17 protein-coding genes are annotated in these 17,560 nt (G+C 66.1%); 6 read left to right on the top strand and 11 right to left on the bottom strand.

Annotated elements, in window-relative coordinates; translation table 11 throughout:
* The first annotated feature begins 39 nt into the window (after positions 1-39).
* On the top strand, positions 40-804 hold the full coding sequence (locus ACVWZ8_RS16295; protein WP_426978338.1) for a YaaA family protein: 765 nt from the start codon (positions 40-42) through the stop codon (positions 802-804).
* Between the two features lie 91 nt (positions 805-895).
* Here the strand turns inward: ACVWZ8_RS16295 and ACVWZ8_RS16290 are convergent, their stop codons facing one another.
* Positions 896-1,633, bottom strand: a complete 738-nt coding sequence (locus tag ACVWZ8_RS16290; protein ID WP_426978339.1) for a zinc ribbon domain-containing protein — start codon at positions 1,631-1,633, stop codon at positions 896-898.
* 61 nt (positions 1,634-1,694) lie between these two features.
* Positions 1,695-2,528, bottom strand: a complete 834-nt coding sequence (locus ACVWZ8_RS16285) for a Nif3-like dinuclear metal center hexameric protein (RefSeq protein WP_456505967.1) — start codon at positions 2,526-2,528, stop codon at positions 1,695-1,697.
* Between the two features lie 190 nt (positions 2,529-2,718).
* Here ACVWZ8_RS16285 and msrA point away from each other — a divergent pair, with 190 nt between their 5' ends.
* The 3 genes from msrA (at position 2,719) to epsC (ending at position 4,873) form a co-directional block, all read left to right on the top strand.
* Positions 2,719-3,243, top strand: a complete 525-nt coding sequence (gene msrA, locus ACVWZ8_RS16280; protein WP_426978341.1) for a peptide-methionine (S)-S-oxide reductase MsrA — start codon at positions 2,719-2,721, stop codon at positions 3,241-3,243.
* Between the two features lie 68 nt (positions 3,244-3,311).
* The gene (gene cysK / locus ACVWZ8_RS16275; RefSeq protein ID WP_456505192.1) at positions 3,312-4,247 is read left to right on the top strand and encodes a cysteine synthase A; all 936 of its coding nucleotides are present in this window, start codon (positions 3,312-3,314) and stop codon (positions 4,245-4,247) included.
* A gap of 41 nt (positions 4,248-4,288) precedes the next feature.
* Positions 4,289-4,873 carry a serine O-acetyltransferase EpsC gene (epsC, locus tag ACVWZ8_RS16270; protein ID WP_426978343.1) on the top strand — a complete coding sequence of 195 codons (585 nt, stop codon included), beginning with the start codon at positions 4,289-4,291 and terminating at the stop codon, positions 4,871-4,873.
* A gap of 27 nt (positions 4,874-4,900) precedes the next feature.
* Here epsC and ACVWZ8_RS16265 read toward each other — a convergent pair whose 3' ends face one another.
* Both ACVWZ8_RS16265 and gndA read right to left on the bottom strand, forming a co-directional pair.
* Positions 4,901-5,734 carry an oxidoreductase gene (locus ACVWZ8_RS16265; protein ID WP_426978344.1) on the bottom strand — a complete coding sequence of 278 codons (834 nt, stop codon included), beginning with the start codon at positions 5,732-5,734 and terminating at the stop codon, positions 4,901-4,903.
* Positions 5,735-5,833: 99 nt separating this feature from the next.
* Complete coding sequence (gene gndA, locus ACVWZ8_RS16260; RefSeq protein WP_426978345.1) at positions 5,834-7,270, bottom strand: NADP-dependent phosphogluconate dehydrogenase; 1,437 nt, start codon at positions 7,268-7,270, stop codon at positions 5,834-5,836.
* 252 nt (positions 7,271-7,522) lie between these two features.
* Between gndA and ACVWZ8_RS16255 the strand changes: the two genes are divergently transcribed.
* Positions 7,523-8,251 carry a FadR/GntR family transcriptional regulator gene (locus ACVWZ8_RS16255; protein ID WP_426978346.1) on the top strand — a complete coding sequence of 243 codons (729 nt, stop codon included), beginning with the start codon at positions 7,523-7,525 and terminating at the stop codon, positions 8,249-8,251.
* Between the two features lie 45 nt (positions 8,252-8,296).
* On the opposite strand, the gene ACVWZ8_RS16250 is transcribed toward ACVWZ8_RS16255, so the two are convergent.
* Genes ACVWZ8_RS16250 through ACVWZ8_RS16240 form a run of 3 tightly spaced genes read right to left on the bottom strand, consistent with a single transcriptional unit; the run spans position 8,297 to position 11,063 of the window.
* Positions 8,297-9,364, bottom strand: coding sequence for an L-idonate 5-dehydrogenase (locus tag ACVWZ8_RS16250; RefSeq protein ID WP_456505191.1), 1,068 nt, complete (start codon positions 9,362-9,364; stop codon positions 8,297-8,299).
* Entirely contained in the window at positions 9,364-10,134 is a 771-nt protein-coding gene (locus tag ACVWZ8_RS16245) for an SDR family oxidoreductase (protein ID WP_426978348.1), read from the bottom strand. Before ACVWZ8_RS16245 ends, ACVWZ8_RS16250 begins: the two co-directional genes overlap by 1 nt.
* Positions 10,131-11,063, bottom strand: a complete 933-nt coding sequence (locus tag ACVWZ8_RS16240; protein ID WP_426978349.1) for an NAD(P)-dependent oxidoreductase — start codon at positions 11,061-11,063, stop codon at positions 10,131-10,133. Before ACVWZ8_RS16240 ends, ACVWZ8_RS16245 begins: the two co-directional genes overlap by 4 nt.
* Positions 11,064-11,135: 72 nt before the next feature.
* Here ACVWZ8_RS16240 and ACVWZ8_RS16235 point away from each other — a divergent pair, with 72 nt between their 5' ends.
* Positions 11,136-12,200 (top strand): D-2-hydroxyacid dehydrogenase, encoded by a 1,065-nt coding sequence (locus tag ACVWZ8_RS16235; protein ID WP_456505190.1) that lies wholly within the window; start codon positions 11,136-11,138, stop codon positions 12,198-12,200.
* Positions 12,201-12,350: 150 nt separating this feature from the next.
* Here ACVWZ8_RS16235 and ACVWZ8_RS16230 read toward each other — a convergent pair whose 3' ends face one another.
* The 4 genes from ACVWZ8_RS16230 to ACVWZ8_RS16215 form a co-directional block, all read right to left on the bottom strand.
* Positions 12,351-13,748, bottom strand: coding sequence for an IS1380 family transposase (locus tag ACVWZ8_RS16230; protein ID WP_456503753.1), 1,398 nt, complete (start codon positions 13,746-13,748; stop codon positions 12,351-12,353).
* Between the two features lie 287 nt (positions 13,749-14,035).
* On the bottom strand, positions 14,036-15,385 hold the full coding sequence (locus tag ACVWZ8_RS16225; RefSeq protein ID WP_456505189.1) for an MFS transporter: 1,350 nt from the start codon (positions 15,383-15,385) through the stop codon (positions 14,036-14,038).
* A gap of 170 nt (positions 15,386-15,555) precedes the next feature.
* Positions 15,556-16,353: an IclR family transcriptional regulator gene (locus ACVWZ8_RS16220; protein ID WP_426978353.1), complete on the bottom strand. Its 798-nt coding sequence runs from the start codon at positions 16,351-16,353 to the stop codon at positions 15,556-15,558.
* 194 nt (positions 16,354-16,547) lie between these two features.
* Complete coding sequence (locus ACVWZ8_RS16215; RefSeq protein WP_426978354.1) at positions 16,548-17,378, bottom strand: fumarylacetoacetate hydrolase family protein; 831 nt, start codon at positions 17,376-17,378, stop codon at positions 16,548-16,550.
* Positions 17,379-17,560 lie beyond the last annotated feature (182 nt).

Here is a 17,560-nt window from a genome sequence, read left to right as displayed (position 1 = left end):
GAGGGTCTGCGGACGTCCAGCCACCGGTAAGATTGGACGGTGCTGATTCTGCTGCCGCCCTCCGAAGGCAAGACCCCCGCCGTGGGCGGCGACGCCGTCGAGTGGGCCTCCCTGAGTTTTCCCGGACTCAATACGTACCGTGCGAAGGTCCTCGAAGCCCTCGGCACGGTCAGCGCTCACGAGGACGCCCTCGCGCTCCTGGGCGTCGGCGCCTCACTGCGGGCCGACGTCGAACGCAACACGCGGCTGCATGCCGAACCGGCGGCGCCGGCACACCAGGTCTATTCCGGGGTGCTGTACGACGCCTTGGGCTATGACTCCCTGACCGCGGCGCAGCGCCGCAAGGCGGACGAGTCCGTGCTGGTCATTTCAGCACTCTGGGGTGCCATCCGCTTCGCCGACCGGGTGCCCGCGTACCGTCTGTCGATGGGCACCGCACTTCCCGACGTCGGACGGCTGGCCTCGTTCTGGAAACCGCAGCTCAACGAGGCACTGCTGGCCGCAACGGAAGGTGAGCTGTTGGTGGATTGCCGCTCCAGCACCTACGCCGCCGCGTGGACTCCCCCGCCGCCGCAGACCGTCGCGGTCAACGTCTTCACCGAGGTCAACGGCGTGCGCAAGGTGGTCAGCCACTTCGCCAAGCACACCCGCGGGGAGCTGGCGCGGCACCTGCTGAGCCGCCGGGGCAAGGCTCCGGGGACGCCCGCGCAGCTGCAGAAGGCCGCGGCCGAGAAGTGGGCCGCGGAACTCGTCGAAGGCACGGCCCGGAAGCCGCATACCCTCAACATCGTCCTGCCCAACTAGTTCCATAAGCCCCAACTAGCTCGCATTTGTTGTCGTTTGGAGCGCTCCAAACGACAACAAATGCGGGTCAGTTGGGCTGACGAGGCGGCGGCTAGACCCACTCGGCGGAGCGGACCAGGATGCAGCCGGAATCGGGGCAGAACACGATGTCGTCCTCGGCCGCGGCTTTGATCTCGGCAAGGTCGCCCGGGCTGAGGTGCATGCCGGAGCCTTCCGAGGTGCCGTGGAAGAGCCGGGCGGCGCCGACACCCCGCTTGGCCAGGGTCTTCTCGTAAATCGCCAGCATCCCGGCGTCCAGTCCTTCGGCGAACTCGGCTCGCTTGGCGCGTACCACCGTGGCCTCGGTGGCGATCTCGGCCAGCTGCTCGTCCAGTTCGGCGCGGATGACGCCGAAGGAACCCTGGATGTCATCGACGATCTGCTGCTGCGTTGCCTGGCGGAGGCGCAGCGAGTCCAGGCGTTCCAGGACTTCCAGCTCGACATCTTCGAGGTCGGAGCGGCGCTTGTTGAGGGACACGAGGTCCTTCTGCAGGGCAACGAGGTCCTTGGAGAGGCCGGTGCCGCTGTTCAGCCTCGCCTCGTCGCGTTCAATCCGGGAGGCAACCTGCTCCACGTCGGCCTCGGCGCGCTTGAGCTCGAGTTCGGCGTCGTGGACGGCCACTTTCGCGGCACCGAGTTCGCCGTTGGCCACGCCGAGGGCAGCCTCGAGATCGGTGATCCGGGAGTCGCTTTCAAGGCTTCGGCGGCGGTTGGACAAGGACTTGAGCTTGGCGTCAAGTCCCTGCAATTCGAGCAACTTCAACTGTTCCGCCGGTGCTGCCTTGGCCACTATTACCTCCGCTTGTTCCCTTCCGGCCGGAGCCGGGCACCTTGTCGGCGCTCCCTAGACTCTAGTCCCCGCCCGGAGTCAGAATGAAGTCCCACGGGTCGCTGTTGGTGGTGCTGACCCGGATCTCAACGTCATGGCCCTGATCGTTCAGCACATTGCCGAGGGCTTCGGCGGCGGCCGGCAGCCACAGCCACTCGCTGGCGAAGTGCGAAACGTCGATCAGGTAGGGCCGGTCGTTGACTGCCGCCTCGCGGGCTTCCGACGCCGGATGATGCCGGAGATCGGCAGTCAGGTAGACGTCGGCGTTGCTGGCCCGCACCGCGCCGAACAGGGAGTCACCGGCCCCGCCGCAGAGGGCGACGCGCCGGACGAGTCCGTCCCGGTCCCCGGAAACCCGGACCCCACCGGCGACCGCCGGCAGGATGCCGAAGACGCGGGCGGCGAATTCACCCAGCGTGAGGACTTCCTTGAGGTCCCCGACCCGTCCTATCCCCTCTTCGGGCAAGCCATCCGCTGCCGGGGTCAGCGGGGCGACGTTTTGCAGGCCGAGTGCGTCCGCCAGGACATCGGACACCCCACCGACGGCGGAGTCACCGTTCGTGTGCACCGTCAGCAGCGCAGTTCCGGACTCGATCAGCCGGTGCACCGCCCGGCCCTTGGCGGTGGTCGCGGCGACCGAGGTCACGCCCTTGAGCAGCAGGGGATGGTGCGTAATCAACAGCTCCGCGCCCCATTCGATGGCCTCCTCGATCACCTCGAGGGTCGGATCGACGGCGAAGAGGATCCTGCTCACCTCAGCCGAAGGATGGCCTGCCACGAGGCCCACTTCGTCCCAGTCCTCGGCCAGCGATTCCGGCCAGAGCTCCTCGACGGCAAGCAGGATCATGCCCAGCATGGGCGGGCCGGACGCTTCTCCGGCCCCGGCTCCGGCATGTGAATCAGTGTTGGTGGCAGCGTCGTTTCCTTCGGAAGAGCCGGCTGAAACAACGGCGTTTACAGGTTCCATAACCTCATTTTTACCCTACTCGGCGCGCCGGGCCACCGGCGTCGGGAATCATCGGGGCTCTTCAACCATTGAAGAGGACATGAGAACTTTTGTCCTCGGCGGAGGCTGCTTCTGGTGCCTCGACGCCGTCTACCAGAAAACCAAGGGTGTCAGCTCTGTTGTTTCGGGCTACACCGGAGGCCATGACCGTGACCCCGACTACTACACCGTGTGCTCCGGAACCACCGGCCATGCGGAGGTGGTGGCGGTGACATTCGACGAGGACGTGGTTCCGGCGGAAGTCATCCTGGACATGTTCTTCGCGCTGCACGACCCCACCACGCTCAACCGCCAGGGCTACGACGTCGGCACGCAGTACCGCTCCTCGATGTTCTACGAGACCACGGAGGAGAAGGTCCTTTTCGAGGAGGCGATCGAACGGAACCAGCAACTGTGGGCCGACCCGATCGTGACCGAGGTCAGCCGGCTGCCGGTGTTCCACGTCGCGGAAGCGATGCACCAGGACTTCTACGCCAAGTACCCGGGAGAGGGCTACTGCCGGGTGATCATCAACCCGAAGCTCGCCAAGGCCAGGAAATATTACTCTGCATGGCTTAATGCTTAGCTAGGCCCTGCAGGCCCTCGTTAGGCTGACCTCAGTATTCCCCCTTCAACAGACAGGCGCTTATACCCATGGCACGGATCTATGACGATGTTACCCAGTTGGTTGGCGGCACCCCGCTGGTCCGGCTGAACCGGCTCACCGAAGGGCTGGACGCCACGGTTGCCGTCAAGCTGGAGTTCTACAACCCGGCCAACAGCGTCAAGGACCGGATCGGCGTCGCCATTATCGATGCAGCCGAGAAGTCCGGTGCCCTCAAGGCCGGCGGCACCATCGTCGAAGGCACCTCCGGCAACACCGGCATCGCCCTGGCCATGGTCGGCGCGGCGCGCGGGTACAAAGTCATCCTGACCATGCCGGAAACCATGTCCACGGAGCGCCGCGTCATGCTCCGTGCCTACGGTGCCGAGATCGTGCTGACCCCCGGTTCCGAGGGGATGCGCGGCGCCGTCGAGAAGGCCCAGGAGATCGTGGCCAACACGGAGAACTCCATCTGGGCGCAGCAGTTCGCCAACGAGGCCAACCCGGAGATCCACCGCCAGACCACCGCGGAGGAAATCTGGTCCGACACCGACGGCAAGGTGGACATCTTTGTCTCCGGCGTCGGCACCGGCGGCACCATCACCGGCGTCGGCCAGGTCCTCAAGGAGCGCAATCCCGGCGTCCAGATCGTTGCCGTCGAGCCCAAGGATTCCGCGATCCTCAACGGCGGAGCCCCGGGCCCGCACAAAATCCAGGGCCTCGGCGCCAACTTCGTCCCGGAAATCCTGGACACCAACGTCTACGACGAGGTCATTGACGCCACCCTGGAGGATTCCGTCCGCGTCGCGCGCGAGCTCGGCAACAAGGAAGGCATCCTGGGCGGCATTTCCTCCGGCGCGATCGTCTGGGCGGCCGTGGAGCTCGCCAAGCGCCCGGAGAACGCCGGTAAACTCATTGTTGCCGTAGTCTGCGACTTCGGTGAGCGCTACATCTCCACCGTGCTGTACGACGACATCCGCGGCTGAGTCCCAGCCCACTGTCCCACCATCGCTGTAGAAAGGTCTTTGTGAGCTTCTTCGCAAGACTTAAGGAAGACCTCGACGCCGCCCGGTCACACGACCCGGCGGCTCGGGGTTCTTTTGAGAACTTCTTTGCCTACTCCGGCCTGCACGCGATCTGGTTCCACCGCCTGACGCACCGGCTGTGGCAGAACCCCGCCCTGCGTTTCCCGGCGCGGCTGATTTCCCAGCTGGCCCGGTTCCTCACGGGCATCGAGATCCACCCGGGGGCGACCATCGGCCGGCGCTTCTTCATCGACCACGGCATGGGCGTCGTCATCGGCGAGACCGCCGAGATCGGCGAGGACGTCATGATCTATCACGGTGTGACCCTCGGCGGACGCTCGCTGGCGAAGGTCAAGCGGCACCCGACCATCGAGGACCGCGTCGTGATCGGCGCCGGGGCCAAGATCCTGGGACCCATCACCATCGGGCGGGACAGCGCCGTGGGCGCCAATGCCGTGGTGGTGAAGGACGCCCCGGCCGAATCGATCATCACGGGTGTGCCGGCCACCTGGCGCCACCGGGACGCGCAGCGGGAGACCAAGCCCGCCGTCGACCCGGCCGAATACCTCATCGATTACCACATCTAGCCAACCCTGAAGCCAACCGGCCGGCCGCTAGACGGGGAACCGCTTGTAGATGTTCCAGATCACGACGTCGAACACCCGGTCCGGCAGCAGGCGCCGCAGCAGCAGAAGAGCCCGCGCACTCCCGCCCACCGGATAACGGGTTTTGGGCCGCAGAGCGGTGGCGGCCTGAACGATCACGTCGGCAACCACCTCGGGCCGCGTGGAGAGCGCAGCCTTGTCTGTGGTGGCCAGCACCGCCGCCATGACCTTGGCCTGCGCCGCGTACGGCCCATCCCCGGAGCTGGCCAGCAGGCCCTGCGCGGAAATGGCACCCCATTCGGTCTGGGTGCCTCCCGGCTCGATGATGGACACGCCGATGCCGTGCGGCTTGAGCTCCATCCGCAGGGAATCGCTGAGGCCCTCCACGGCGAACTTCGTGGCGTGGTACCAGGCGCCGAGCGGCTCATACATCTTCCCGCCCATGGAGGACACATTGATGATCCTCCCCCGGCCCGCGGCCCGCATGGCAGGAATCACCAGCTGCGTCATCCGGGCCAGGCCGAAAACGTTGACGTCGAACTGCCGCCTGCCTTCGGCGAGCTCCACCTCCTCGAGCGAGCCGTAGGACCCGTAGCCGGCGTTGTTCACCAGGACATCGATCCGCCCGTGCGCGGCAATCACCGCTCCGACGGCGGCGCCCATGGACGCCTCGTCCGTCACGTCCAGCGCCACGACCTTTACGCCGTAGGCCTTCAGCGGCTCCATCTTCTCCACCCGGCGGGCCCCGGCATAGACCGTGAACCCGGACGCCGCAAGCTTCCTGGCGGTTTCAAAGCCGATCCCGGTGGACGCACCGGTGACGAACGCTACGGGCTGGGGCATGAGCTGAACTCCTTGGACAGGTTGCGGCCGGAAACACGAACGACCGGCGCCCCCAGAGTATCGGGAAGCGCCGGCCGCTGTGTCAGACGGTGGCCGGGACTAGTGGGTGTCCACGGCCTCGATCTCGGACTTGTCTTCGCCCCAGAGGGTGTGGAAGGTGCCTTCGGCGTCGATGCGGCCATAGGTGTGGGCGCCGAAGAGGTCGCGCTGGCCCTGGATCACGGCGGCCGGGAGGCGCTTGCGGCGAAGGCCGTCGTAGTAGGCCAGCGAGGAGGAGAACACCGGCACCGGGATGCCGAGCTGGACAGCCGTGGAAACAACCCGGCGCCAGGCCGGAAGGACCTCGGCGATCGCCTTGGTGAAGGCGGGCGCGAAGAGCAGGTTGGCCGGCTTCTCCGTTGCGGCGTAGGCCTTGGTGATCTCCTTGAGCAGCTCCGCCCGGATGATGCAGCCGCCGCGCCACAGCGAGGCGATCTCGTCCAGCTTCAGGTCCCAGCCGTATTCCTTCGCGGCCGAGGTGAGCATGTCCAGTCCCTGCGCGTAGGAAACCAGCTTGGAGGCGTACAGCGCCTGGCGCACGTCTTCGACGAAGCCCTCGGGGACCTCGACTGCGGCTTCTCCGCCGGCCAGGAGTTCCTGGGCCAGCACACGCTGCTCCGACTGGGAGGACAGGGCCCGGGCGAAGACCGATTCGGCGATGCCCGACGTCGGCGATCCCAGTTCGAGCGCGGAGATGACCGTCCAGCGGCCGGTGCCCTTCTGGCCCGCGGCGTCCACCACGACGTCGACGAACGGCTTGCCGGTCCTGGCGTCGACGTGGCCGAGGACCTCGGCGGAGATTTCGATCAGGAAGGAGGCGAGCTCGCCCTGGTTCCACTCCTCAAAGATCTGCGCCTGCTCGGCCGGTTCGATCCCCGCGCCGGAGCGCAGCAGGTCGAAGGCTTCGCCGATGACCTGCATGTCCGCGTATTCGATGCCGTTGTGGACCATCTTGACGAAGTGGCCGGCGCCGTCGGTGCCGATCCAGGCGCAGCACGGCTTGCCGTCCACGTGGGCGGCAATTTTTTCCAGCAGCGGGCCGAGGGCGTCGTAGGACTCCCTGGAGCCGCCGGGCATGATCGAGGGGCCGTTCAGGGCGCCCTCCTCGCCGCCGGAGACGCCGATGCCGACGAAGTGCAGGTCCTTCTTGGCCAGCGCGGCCTCGCGGCGGCGGGTGTCCTCGTAGTGCGAGTTGCCGGCGTCGATGATGATGTCGCCCGCCTCCAGGAGCGGCTCGAGCTGCTCGATCACGGAGTCCACCGGCTTGCCGGCCTTGACCATGATCAGCACGCGGCGCGGCTTCTCCAGCGAGTCGACGAGTTCCTGGAGCGTCTCCGTGCGGACGAAGTCTCCGTCCTGGCCGTGCTTTTCCAGGAGCGCGTCGGTTTTCTCCACGGACCGGTTGTGCAGGGCAACGGTGAAGCCGTTCCGGGCCAGGTTGCGGGCGAGGTTGGCCCCCATCACCGCAAGGCCGGTGACACCGATGTGTGCTGACATCAAAACTCCAATTCATTTCTGTGCAACGAGTGCAGTTCGTCCCGCATTTCATGCGGAACACGCTTCTGGGAACAGTGGCTGTCAATCAACCATATGTATTTCCGCGGTCTACGGGAAAGCAGCGCCCACGTGGCGGAATAACGGCGCGTCATAAACAGTCTATGATTTCCGGCACCCGCTCCACCGGTCCGGACCGGAACGGCGGCTGGATGCCGCCGCTGGGTCCCCGTGCTGCGCACTATGCTTACGACTATGTCAACCAGCCTCCACCACCGTGCCATCGAGCATCTGGGCGCCCGCATCGTCGCGGGAGAACTCCCCGCCGGCCACGTCATGCTGGCCGAGCACCTTGAAGCCGAGCTCAAAGTCTCCCGCTCGGTAGTCCGTGAGGCCGTGCGCGTCCTGCAGTCCCTGGGCCTGGTCGAGACCATCAAGCGGGTGGGAATCCGGGTCCTGCCGGCCAACCGGTGGAACCCCTTCGATCCTCTCGTGATCCGCTGGCGGCTGGCCGGCGCCGGACGCGGAGCCCAGCTGCGCTCCCTCGCCGAGCTGCGCACCGCCGTCGAGCCCGTTGCCGCGGAACTGGCGGCGGTCAATGCCCCCGAAGAGCTGCGGCGCGAGCTGGTGGACATTTCCCTCGCCATGCGCGACGCCGGCCAGGCCGGCGACGTGCCGCGGTTCCTGGAGCTGGACATCCACTTCCACTCCCTGCTGCTGACCGGCTCCGGCAACGAGATGTTCGCCAACATGGTTGGCCAGGTGGCCGAAACCCTGACCGGGCGCACCGTGCACGGCCTGATGCCGGACCACCCGAGGGAAACGGCACTCCGGTGGCATGTCGAGCTGGCCGAAGCGATTGCCGCCGGAGAGGCCACCGCCGCCAGGGACGCTTCGAACCGGATCATGCGGGAGACCATCTCCGAGATGGAGCCCAGCTGGAAGAACCAGCCCCGGGTGTTCGTGCCGCTCCAGCGGCTTTAAGGCAAGCGGCCCCGCCACGGACGGGTGCCGTTCACTCCCCGCCGTTCACCCTTCAGCGGCCGGCCTGAAGTCCAGCAGCACCTTTTCGGAGACAGCCGAGTTTTTGGCGACCTCGAAGGCCTCCAGTCCTTGGTCCAGCGTGAAGGTGTGGGTGACCACCGGATCCACGAACAGCGATCCGTCGGCGAGTGCTGCAATGACCTCATCAATTTCGTTGTTGAAGCGGAACGAGCCCAGCAGCTCCAGCTCGCGGGTAATCGCCAGCGAGATCGGGACGGGCTGCGGGCCGGAGGGCAGGAGCCCAACCATCACGACTTTGCCGCCGCGCACCGCTCCCTTGATGGCCGAGGCCAGGCCGTGATGGCTGCCGGAGGACTCGATGACAACGTCTGCCTCCACCGCCGCGATGGCCTCGGCGTCGTCGCCCTGGAGGACCTCGTCCGCTCCCACGGCGCGGGCTATTTCCAGCGGCCTGGCGTGCATGTCCACGGCCACGATCCGCTGCGCGCCCGCTCGTTTGAGGACAGCCACCGCCAGCGCGCCGATGGGGCCGCTGCCGATCACCAGGGCCGTCTTTCCCGCGACGTCGCCGGCACGCGAGACGGCGTGCCAGGCGACACTGGCCGGTTCCACCAGCGCGGCGGTCCTTAGCGGCAGGCCTGCTGGCAAGGGCCGGAGCATCCGGGCCGGCAGCGTGGCGAAGCGGCTGAAGGCCCCGTCGGTGTGCGGGAAGCGTGCGGCGCTGCCCAGGTAGGTGCAGCCCGGTGACAGGTTCGGACGGTCTTCGGGGTACCGGGCCGCGCCCGGGCCGGGCGTGGCGGGATGCACCGTGACGGCCGTGCCGGCCGCAGGCCCGGTGCCGTCCGCGGCGGGCAGGAGCACGGTGCCCACGATTTCGTGGCCCAGGATCATGGGCGCCTTGAGGACCGACTCGCCGGCGGCACCGTGCATCCAGTAGTGCAGGTCCGAGCCGCAGATGCCGCCGAACGCCACTTCGACAACAGCTTCATCGGACGCCGGTGCGGACACTGGAATGTCCTCGATCCGGAGATCGCCCGCTGCGTGAGCCACCACCGCGGCCGCCGTGGCCGGCAGTTCTGTTACGGCGCCCATCAGACCACCACAGTCATTCCGCCGTCGATGAAGATCGTCTGGCCGTTGACGAAGTTCGAGCCGTCGGACGCGAGCCAGACCGCCGGGCCGGCCAGGTCCTGCACGGTCCCCCACCGGTGTGCCGGCGTCCGGCCGAGGATCCAGGAATTGAACTCCGCATCGTCCACGAGGTTCTGCGTCATTTCGGTGTGGATGTAGCCAGGTGCGATGCCGTTGATCTGCAGGCCGGAACCCGCCCATTCCGCCGTCATGGCCCGGGTCAGGTTCCGGAGTCCGCCCTTGGCCGCAACATAGGGAGCGATGGTGGGCCGGGCGAGGTCCGTCTGGACGGAGCAGATGTTGATGATCTTGCCCCGGCCGCGCGGGATCATGTGCCGCGCGGCCTCACGCCCCACGAGGAACGCGCTGGTCAGGTCGGTGGAGATCACCCGTTCCCAGTCGGCCACGTCCAGTTCCAGCATGGGGACACGGTGCTGGATGCCTGCGTTGTTCACCAGGATTTCCAGGGGTCCGACGTTTTCTTCCACCCAGGCGACGCCGCGGGCCGCCTCGGTGTCGCGCGTGACGTCGAAGGCGCAGCTGTGAACCCGCCCTGGCGGGTATTCCGCGGCCATTGCGGCTTCTGCGGCCTTCAGCCGTTCGGGGTTGATGCCGTTGAGCACCACCGTCGCGCCGGCGTCCGCCAGCGCGCGCGCCAGGGCATTGCCTATCCCCCGGCTGGAGCCCGTGATCAGTGCGGTCCGGCCTGTCAGGTCAAAAAGTGCACTCATGGTTTGCTGATCCTCAATTGGTCTTGGCTGCTGTGGTCGCTGAGATTCGAGATGGTCTGCCGGACGACGGCGAGGTCCTGGTCCCCCAGTCCCTGGCGCTCTAGTTCCGCGTAGAGTTCGACGCCGGCGCCCGCCATCGGCACGGCGGCGTTGACGGCGGCGGCGCTCTCGAGCACAAACGTAAGGTCCTTGTGCATGAACTTGGCGGGGCCGGTGGGAGCGTAGTCCTTGGCGGCGAGCCGTGGCCCCACGATGTCCAGGACCCGGCTTCCGGCCAGGCCGCCGGCGAGCACCTCGTAGAGCGCCGCGACGTCCATGCCGGAGCGTTCGGCGAGCTCGGCGGCTTCTGCGAGTGCCGCCGTCGTGGTTCCCACGATGAGCTGGTTGCACGCCTTGGCGAGGGATCCCGAACCGAGCGGTCCCAGCCTCCGCACCGTGGTGCCCATCGCGCTGAACAGCGGCAGGAGCCGCCGGAAGTCCTCGTCGCCTGCGCCCGCCATGATGGCCAGGGTCCCGTCCACGGCACCTTTGGTGCCGCCGCTCACGGGAGCATCGACGACGACGGCGTTACCGCCGCTCGCCCGGGCGACCCGGGCCCCAAATTCCTGCACCCCGGCCGGCGAGACGCTGCTCATGACCACAACGGCGGTTCCGGCGGCCGGCGGCTGCACGGACCAGCTGGCCAGGAGGCCCACGGCTGAGTCCTCGATGTAGGAGAGGTCAGGGAGCATGAAGATGATGACCGGCGCGTCCCGGAGGTCCTCCACCGCGGCCACGCGTCCGCCCCCGAGGGCGTCGAACGCGTCGAGTGCTGCCGGTGAGCGGTTCCAGGCGCTGACGGCCCAGCCTGCTTTGAGCAGGTTTGCCGCCATCGGCGCACCCATCAGCCCCAGGCCGACAAAGCCGGCTTCCTTCCGGTCCCTCTCCATGCTGCCTCACTTCGTCGTGACTGATCCTGGTCAATCTTCGAAATCTGTTCAATATCCTAACCTTCATTCAGTATGATGAACACCATGACGACTCAAACCACAGTCGCGATCGCCGTCCCGCTCGAAGCAGAGTTTGTGGAGCGCATCCGTGCAGTAGATCCTTCCGTTACTGTCCTTTACGAACCAGAGCTGTTGCCGCCGGAACGCTTTCCCGCGGACCACTCCGGAGATCCGGACTTCCGCCGGACGCCGGAGCAGGAGGAGCGCTACTGGGACATGCTGAACAGCGCGCAGGTCCTGTACGGATTCCCCAACGAAAGCCCGGCAGGCCTCGCCAGGATCGCCGGCAGCAACCCCCACCTTGAGTGGATCCATGCCATGGCGGCCGGCGCCGGCGGTGCCGTGAAGGCATCGGGACTCGACGCCGGAACGCTGCAGAAGTTCAAGGTAACCACCTCGGCGGGCGTTCACGCCCTGCCGCTGGCGGAGTTCGCCGCCCTCGGCATCCTCAACGGCTTTAAGCGCAGCGCAGAACTGGCGCAGGACCAGGCGGCAAAGGTCTGGCCCGAGCTCCGCACCCCCACGCGCCTGGTCAACGGCTCCCGCCTGGCGATCACCGGACTGGGCGAGATCGGGCTTGAGACTGCTCGGATCGCCCGCGCCCTGGGCATGACCGTCAGCGGCACCAAGAGGACCGTGGAGCCCATCGACGGCATCGAGGAAGTCGCGGACAATGCCGGCCTCGCCGGCCTGCTGGCCACGGCGGACGCCGTCGTCAATACACTTCCCGGCACGCCGTACACCGAGCGGCTCTTCAACCGCGAAGTTTTCGCGGCCATGAAGCCCGGGACTGTCTTTGTGAATGTGGGCCGCGGCACCGTGGTGGACGAGGAGGCCCTGCTGGAGGCGCTCGGGAACGGCCAGGTCTCGTATGCGTGCCTCGATGTGTTTGCCGTGGAGCCGCTCCCCCAGGACAGCCCGCTGTGGAACCACCCCAGGGTGATGGTGTCCCCTCATACCTCTGCCCTCAGCGCAGCCGAAAACCGCCTGATCTCGGAGCGCTTCTGCACCAACCTGCGCACGTTCCTCGACGGCGGCGAACTCCCGCACCTCGTGGACACGGTCCACTTCTACTAAGCCTGAATCCACCGGTCGGCTGTCGCTGATGGCCGGATTCTGATTCAGTCTTGTTTTCGGGCCGGGGGCAGGGTGGATGGCAGGACCTCGCTGTCCGGTGGTGTTCCACTGTTTCTTTCGGTTGCGCCGTATCGGCTGGATTGACAGGGTTCAGGCCGGTTTGGGCGGCGGGAAGATCGTGTCGAAGAGCTTTTCCCAACCGTCCTGCCACGGCCAGTTTTCGGGCAGATGCAGTCTGATACGCCGGGCCGAAGATGCGGTCCGGGCGGCGACGTTGATGATTTTGGTCCGGATCGTCACGGTGGTGGCTTTGGCGAAATGCCCTCCGGCGAGGGTGCCCGCGGCGCGGGTGAGGTTGAACGCCATGGCCGCGGCGGCGAGCCAGGCGGCGTTGGCGTTGAACTTTCCTGAGGGTAGGTGGGCCAGCGGACCGGCGCGCAGATCGGAATGGACCTGCTCGATCACCGCGTGGGCGCGGTGGGTCTTATCCGCCTTGACGGTGTCCAGGACGTCTGCGGCGACGGTGGTGAAGAACGCGTGAAACCGGTGGGTGTCGAACAGGGTTTCCTGACCCGTGACGGCCTTGGGGTTCAGTTCCGGAACCCTGCGGACCACCAGCCTGCCGGCAACGCGGTCTTCCTTTTTCTTGGAAATGAACGCGGTGAACCCGATTTCGGCGACCTCGGCATCGGAGATCCAGGTGTTGGATTCCTCGTCGAAGATCGCATTGGTGTATTTGATCTTCTCCCACGCGGAGTCCGGGATCTTCGCGATGGCTTTCTTCACGTGCGGGTCCATCCGGGCCGTGATCGAGACTTTCGCGCCGGCCCGTGCCGCGGCGGTGACAACCGCGTGGTTGTAGAACGCGCTGTCCGCGCGCAGCAGCACCATGCCGTCCGCGTCCGCCGAACGCAGCCGATTCACGGTGGCGAGGGTGTCGGCCACGAATTTGCCGGCCCCGCGCGCCGAACTGGTGGCGCCTTTGCGCAGCCGCGCCCCGGTGATGACCGGTGCGGCCTCGTTGGTGGTGACGGTCCCGATCAGCGCGTTCAGGCCCTTGACGCCGTTGTACCCGTAACCGGCGCCCTGCTTCTGATAGCCGTAGGTCGCCTTGACCGTGTCGTCGATATCGACCAGTGCCAGAGCGTCGATCCCGGCCGTGACCGGGGCGGCCCTGGCCAATGCGGGCAGCCAGCGGGAGGCGACCGCGTCGAGCTGGCGGACATGGCCGAAAGTGAACGTCCGCAGAAACGAGCCCAGCGTCGAAGGCGCGTAGGCGCCCTTGAACAGTTTCCCCATCCCACCGTGGCGCAGCAGTCCCATATCATCGATGGAATCGGCGCCGGCAACCATCCCGGCGACCAGGGCCGTGACCTTCAACCCCGCGTTGGCACCGAAATAGTCCGGCAGTTTCAGATGCTCATCGACCAGTTCCCCGAGCCCGGTTTTCCCGGCCAGACCCATGACCGGGACCAGCCCCGCGGCCGACACGAGATTCGGATCATCAAAAGCGCTGGAAATAGCCGACGGGGTATGGAAAAGTTGCATCTACGGAATGCTCCTCTGCAAGGCGAAAACGGAACTCTAGACAAGTCCTATTTTCCCTGATCAGAAGGGCATTTCCGGTTTAAAACGCCGGACCGGCCCAAACCCAACCGGTGGATTCAGGCTAAGCCCGGCAGCCTGTTCGGCACCAACCAAACAAGGCGGCCCGCCGGAAACGGAGGGCCGCCTTTTGCGTTGGTGCCGTGCCGCACAAACGGCCGCGGCCCCTTCCTGAAGGGAGGGGCCGCGGCCTCAGGTTGTGCCGACGTCGGGCTGGGAGCGAGGAGCGCCTAGCTCGCGTCTTCTGTGAGGAGGAGGTCGCGTCCCACCGTCTCGGGGGTGAAGAAGGTGGTCACAAACGAGATGAGCGCAAGAACCAGCGAGTAGATGGCGAGCACCAGCCAGGAGTGATCCGTGGCCGCCAGGAGCGCGGCACCCACCAGGGGAACGAGTCCGCCAGCCATGACGGCAGAGAGTTCACGGCTCATGGCCACGCCGGTGAACCGGTACTGCGAACCGAAGAGTTCGGGCAGGAGCGGGCACTGCGGGCCGAGCATGGACTGAACGCCGAGGGCGATGCCCACCACCATGACTATCCAGACGAGCGTGACGTTGCCGAGCGTCACCAGATAGAACGCCGGCAGCGCGATGATCGCTTGGAAGAGTGCACCGTAACGGTAGACGGGCACCCGGCCGAACCTGTCCGACAACGCACCAAAGGTGACCACCATAACGGCGGCGAAGCCGGCGGCAATGAGCAGGCCCACCGGACCAATGAACTTGTCGCCCGGGAAGACCCCGTCCTTTGACGCCAGGAAGGCGATGAGGAGGGCGGAATAGATCGAGGAATTCCCGTTCTCGCCCATCCGCAGGCCAATGCCGATCAGCACGTTCTTCTTCGAGTGCTTCCACAGCTGGCCGATGGGGTTCTTGGCCACACTCTTGTGCTTCTCCAGCTCCTGGAATACGGGCGTTTCCCTCAGCCTCAGCCGGATGAAGATGGCCACCGCAATCAGGATCACACTCGCCAGGAACGGCACCCGCCACAGCCAGCCTTCCAGGACGGCCTTGTCAGCCATTGCAATCAGGGCGAAGGTTCCCGCACCGAGCAGGGTGCCCAGCTGGATACCGACAAACGGCAGCGAGGCGAAGAAGCCACGGCGCCGGCGCGGTGCGACTTCGGAAATCAATGTGGTGGCGCCTGCCTGCTCCGCGCCGGCGCCCAGACCCTGAAGAATGCGCAGGGTCACCAGGAGAACGGCGCCCAGCATGCCGGCCTGTTCAAACGTCGGCAGCAGACCGATGGCGAAGCTTGCTGTTCCCATCAGGCCGATAGTGAGGATCAGGACCATTTTGCGGCCGAACCTGTCGCCGATGTAGCCGAAGATCAGGCCGCCAAAAGGCCGGGCCGCGAAACCCACGCCGTACGTGGCAAACGATGCGATCAGGGCTCCATCCTCGCCGAGCGGCTTGAAGAAGAGCGGGCCGAAGATCAGGGCCGACGCCAGTCCGTAGATGTAGAAGTCGTAGTACTCCAGAGCGGAGCCCACGGAGCTGGCAAGAGTTGCCCTTCGCAGCTGTTCCGGATCGACGACGGCGCCGTCCGCTTCGGCCAGCGGTGTATTAGTACTAGTTGTCACAAGCACTCCCTCAAGATCACTCCAGACCCCCGTTGGCCTGGTGGGATAGGAGCAACCCCCTGAGGGGTTGATCACCATGTTGAACAGCGTACAACATGGTGATCAATGCGCCAATGTGTAATCAGATTTAGTTTTCGGGGAACCCACTTGCCTGGCTGACGCCGCCAGCCCTACCCCATGGGATTGCCCAGGGACCGGGCCAGTTCCTGCAGTTCTTTAACCATCATGGCGCCTTGTTCTTCCGAGTACGTGGCCTTCAGCGCGGTTACCGACAGGCCCAGGCTGGGCCCGTGCGCCCCCCGCGTTGGGACCGCGACGGCCAGGCAGACGACCCCCGTGGTCGATTCTTCATCCTCGAAAGCGAAACCCTTGTCCCGGATGACGGCGAGCTGGGCCTTGAGCTCGGCCCCGGTGCGCAGCGACTTCGGGGTGAGGACGGGCAGTTGGGCGTCGTCCGGGAACATCTCGGCGATGTCGTGGTCATGCAGCCGCGCCAGCAGCGCCTTGCCCACGGCACAGAGTGACACCGGCATCTTGTCCCCGACGTTGGAGGTCAGGCGAACTGCAGGGTGGCCTTCATAGCGGGCCAGATAGATGACGTTTGCTCCATCCAGCATGGCGATGCGGACGGTTTCCCCCGAAAGCGTTGGAGCCTGTTCACAGAACAGGTAGAACTCCTGGACCTCATCCAGGCGGCTGAGGTACGCCGCGCCGAGCTCAACCAACTTCCGTCCGAGAGTGAACTCGGCGCCTTTGCGATTGATGAGCCTGGCCTCCTCGAGCGCAAGCAGGAGGTTCGACGTCGAAGACTTCGGAATTCCCAGCTCCCTGGCGAGGTCACTCAGCGTGAGGCGCCCGGTCGCAGAGGCAGCCAGGGCCTCCAGCACAGCGGCGGCGCGGGTGACCGCCGGTGCGGGTGAGGCGCTCCCCAGCCCGTCGGAGATTCGGGGAACTCGGGAATCGGCCATGATTCTCCTTCAGGTTTCGCGCGTATGTCGCCGGCGCCATTCGAGTGCTGTTCATTCAGCTGAACAGTAACCATCATAATGGCTAGAGCCGGAAACCGTGCTGCCGCTGCCGCTGCCTCGTCGCATTGGTCCCCGAAGAGTGCTGCGTTGTGATTTCAGCGGTCAAGCCTGACACGCGATGCAAACGAACGCAGTCAGTCCGCGGCCACCACGGGATTCGTCAGCTCCCCGATGCCCTCAATGTGGCAGGTGACGGTGTCGCCGGGAACGATGCGCGCGCACTCGGCGGGGAAGCCCGTGAGCACCAGATCGCCAGGGTGAAGCGTCATGAAGGATGTCACGTAGACCAGGATTTCCTCCACTCCCCAGCCGAGATCAGCGGAGCCGGCCGCCCTGAGTTCCGTGCCGTTGTGTTTGATTCCGATCGCCAGGTTGGCGCCACTCAGCTCCGTGACGATCCACGGCCCCATCGGAGTGAACGTGTCCCGGCTCTTGGCGCTGATCCACAGCTCGTCGGTCATCTGCAAGTCCCGCGCGGAGACGTCATTTCCGATGGTGAACCCCAGAACTGCGGTCAGCGCGTTGCTGAGCGTCAGTCCGCGGACTTTGCTCCCGACGACGATCGTCAGTTCCGCTTCCGGGTCGACGCGGCCCACGTCTGGCCCCAGTTCTATGGCGTCTCCCGGACCGACCACGCTGGTCGCTGCCTTGTGGAAGGCCTGCGGCGGGAGATCGCGTCCCGCTTGGCCGGTGTTGTGCGCCATACCCAGGACATTGGCCGGGACACTTGGCGCCAGAAAGGTGAACGAGCTTTCTTCGACCGTGTCACCGCTTTCCCAACCACTGCGGGGTGCGCTGCCGGCGTTGGCCACGGATCCAGGGAAGGGCGTGTTGATCACCGTCCACGCCTTTCCTGCTTCACTGCCGAAGCCCGGGGCGTCGTTTGCGACGAAAAAATGCTCGGCCTCCGAAACATGGGCGAGGGGGCGGACTCGGGCGATTCGGCGGGCACTCGTGGCAGTCATGAAGACATCCTAGATCCCGGGCCGGCGTGTCCCGCGGCCGGAGTGTCGCAGGGCCGGGGCGTCGGCGGATGGAACCAGGCCCGGATTCACCCCAGCGGCAGCAGGCCCTGCCGGAAGCCATCGACGATGGCCCCATTACGCCACCGAATGGGCCATTCCAGTGGCTGGCAACTGTGGCCTTG

The sequence above is a fragment of the Arthrobacter sp. UYCu723 genome (assembly GCF_054059215.1).
This window is presented reverse-complemented; position numbering and strand designations above follow the sequence as displayed.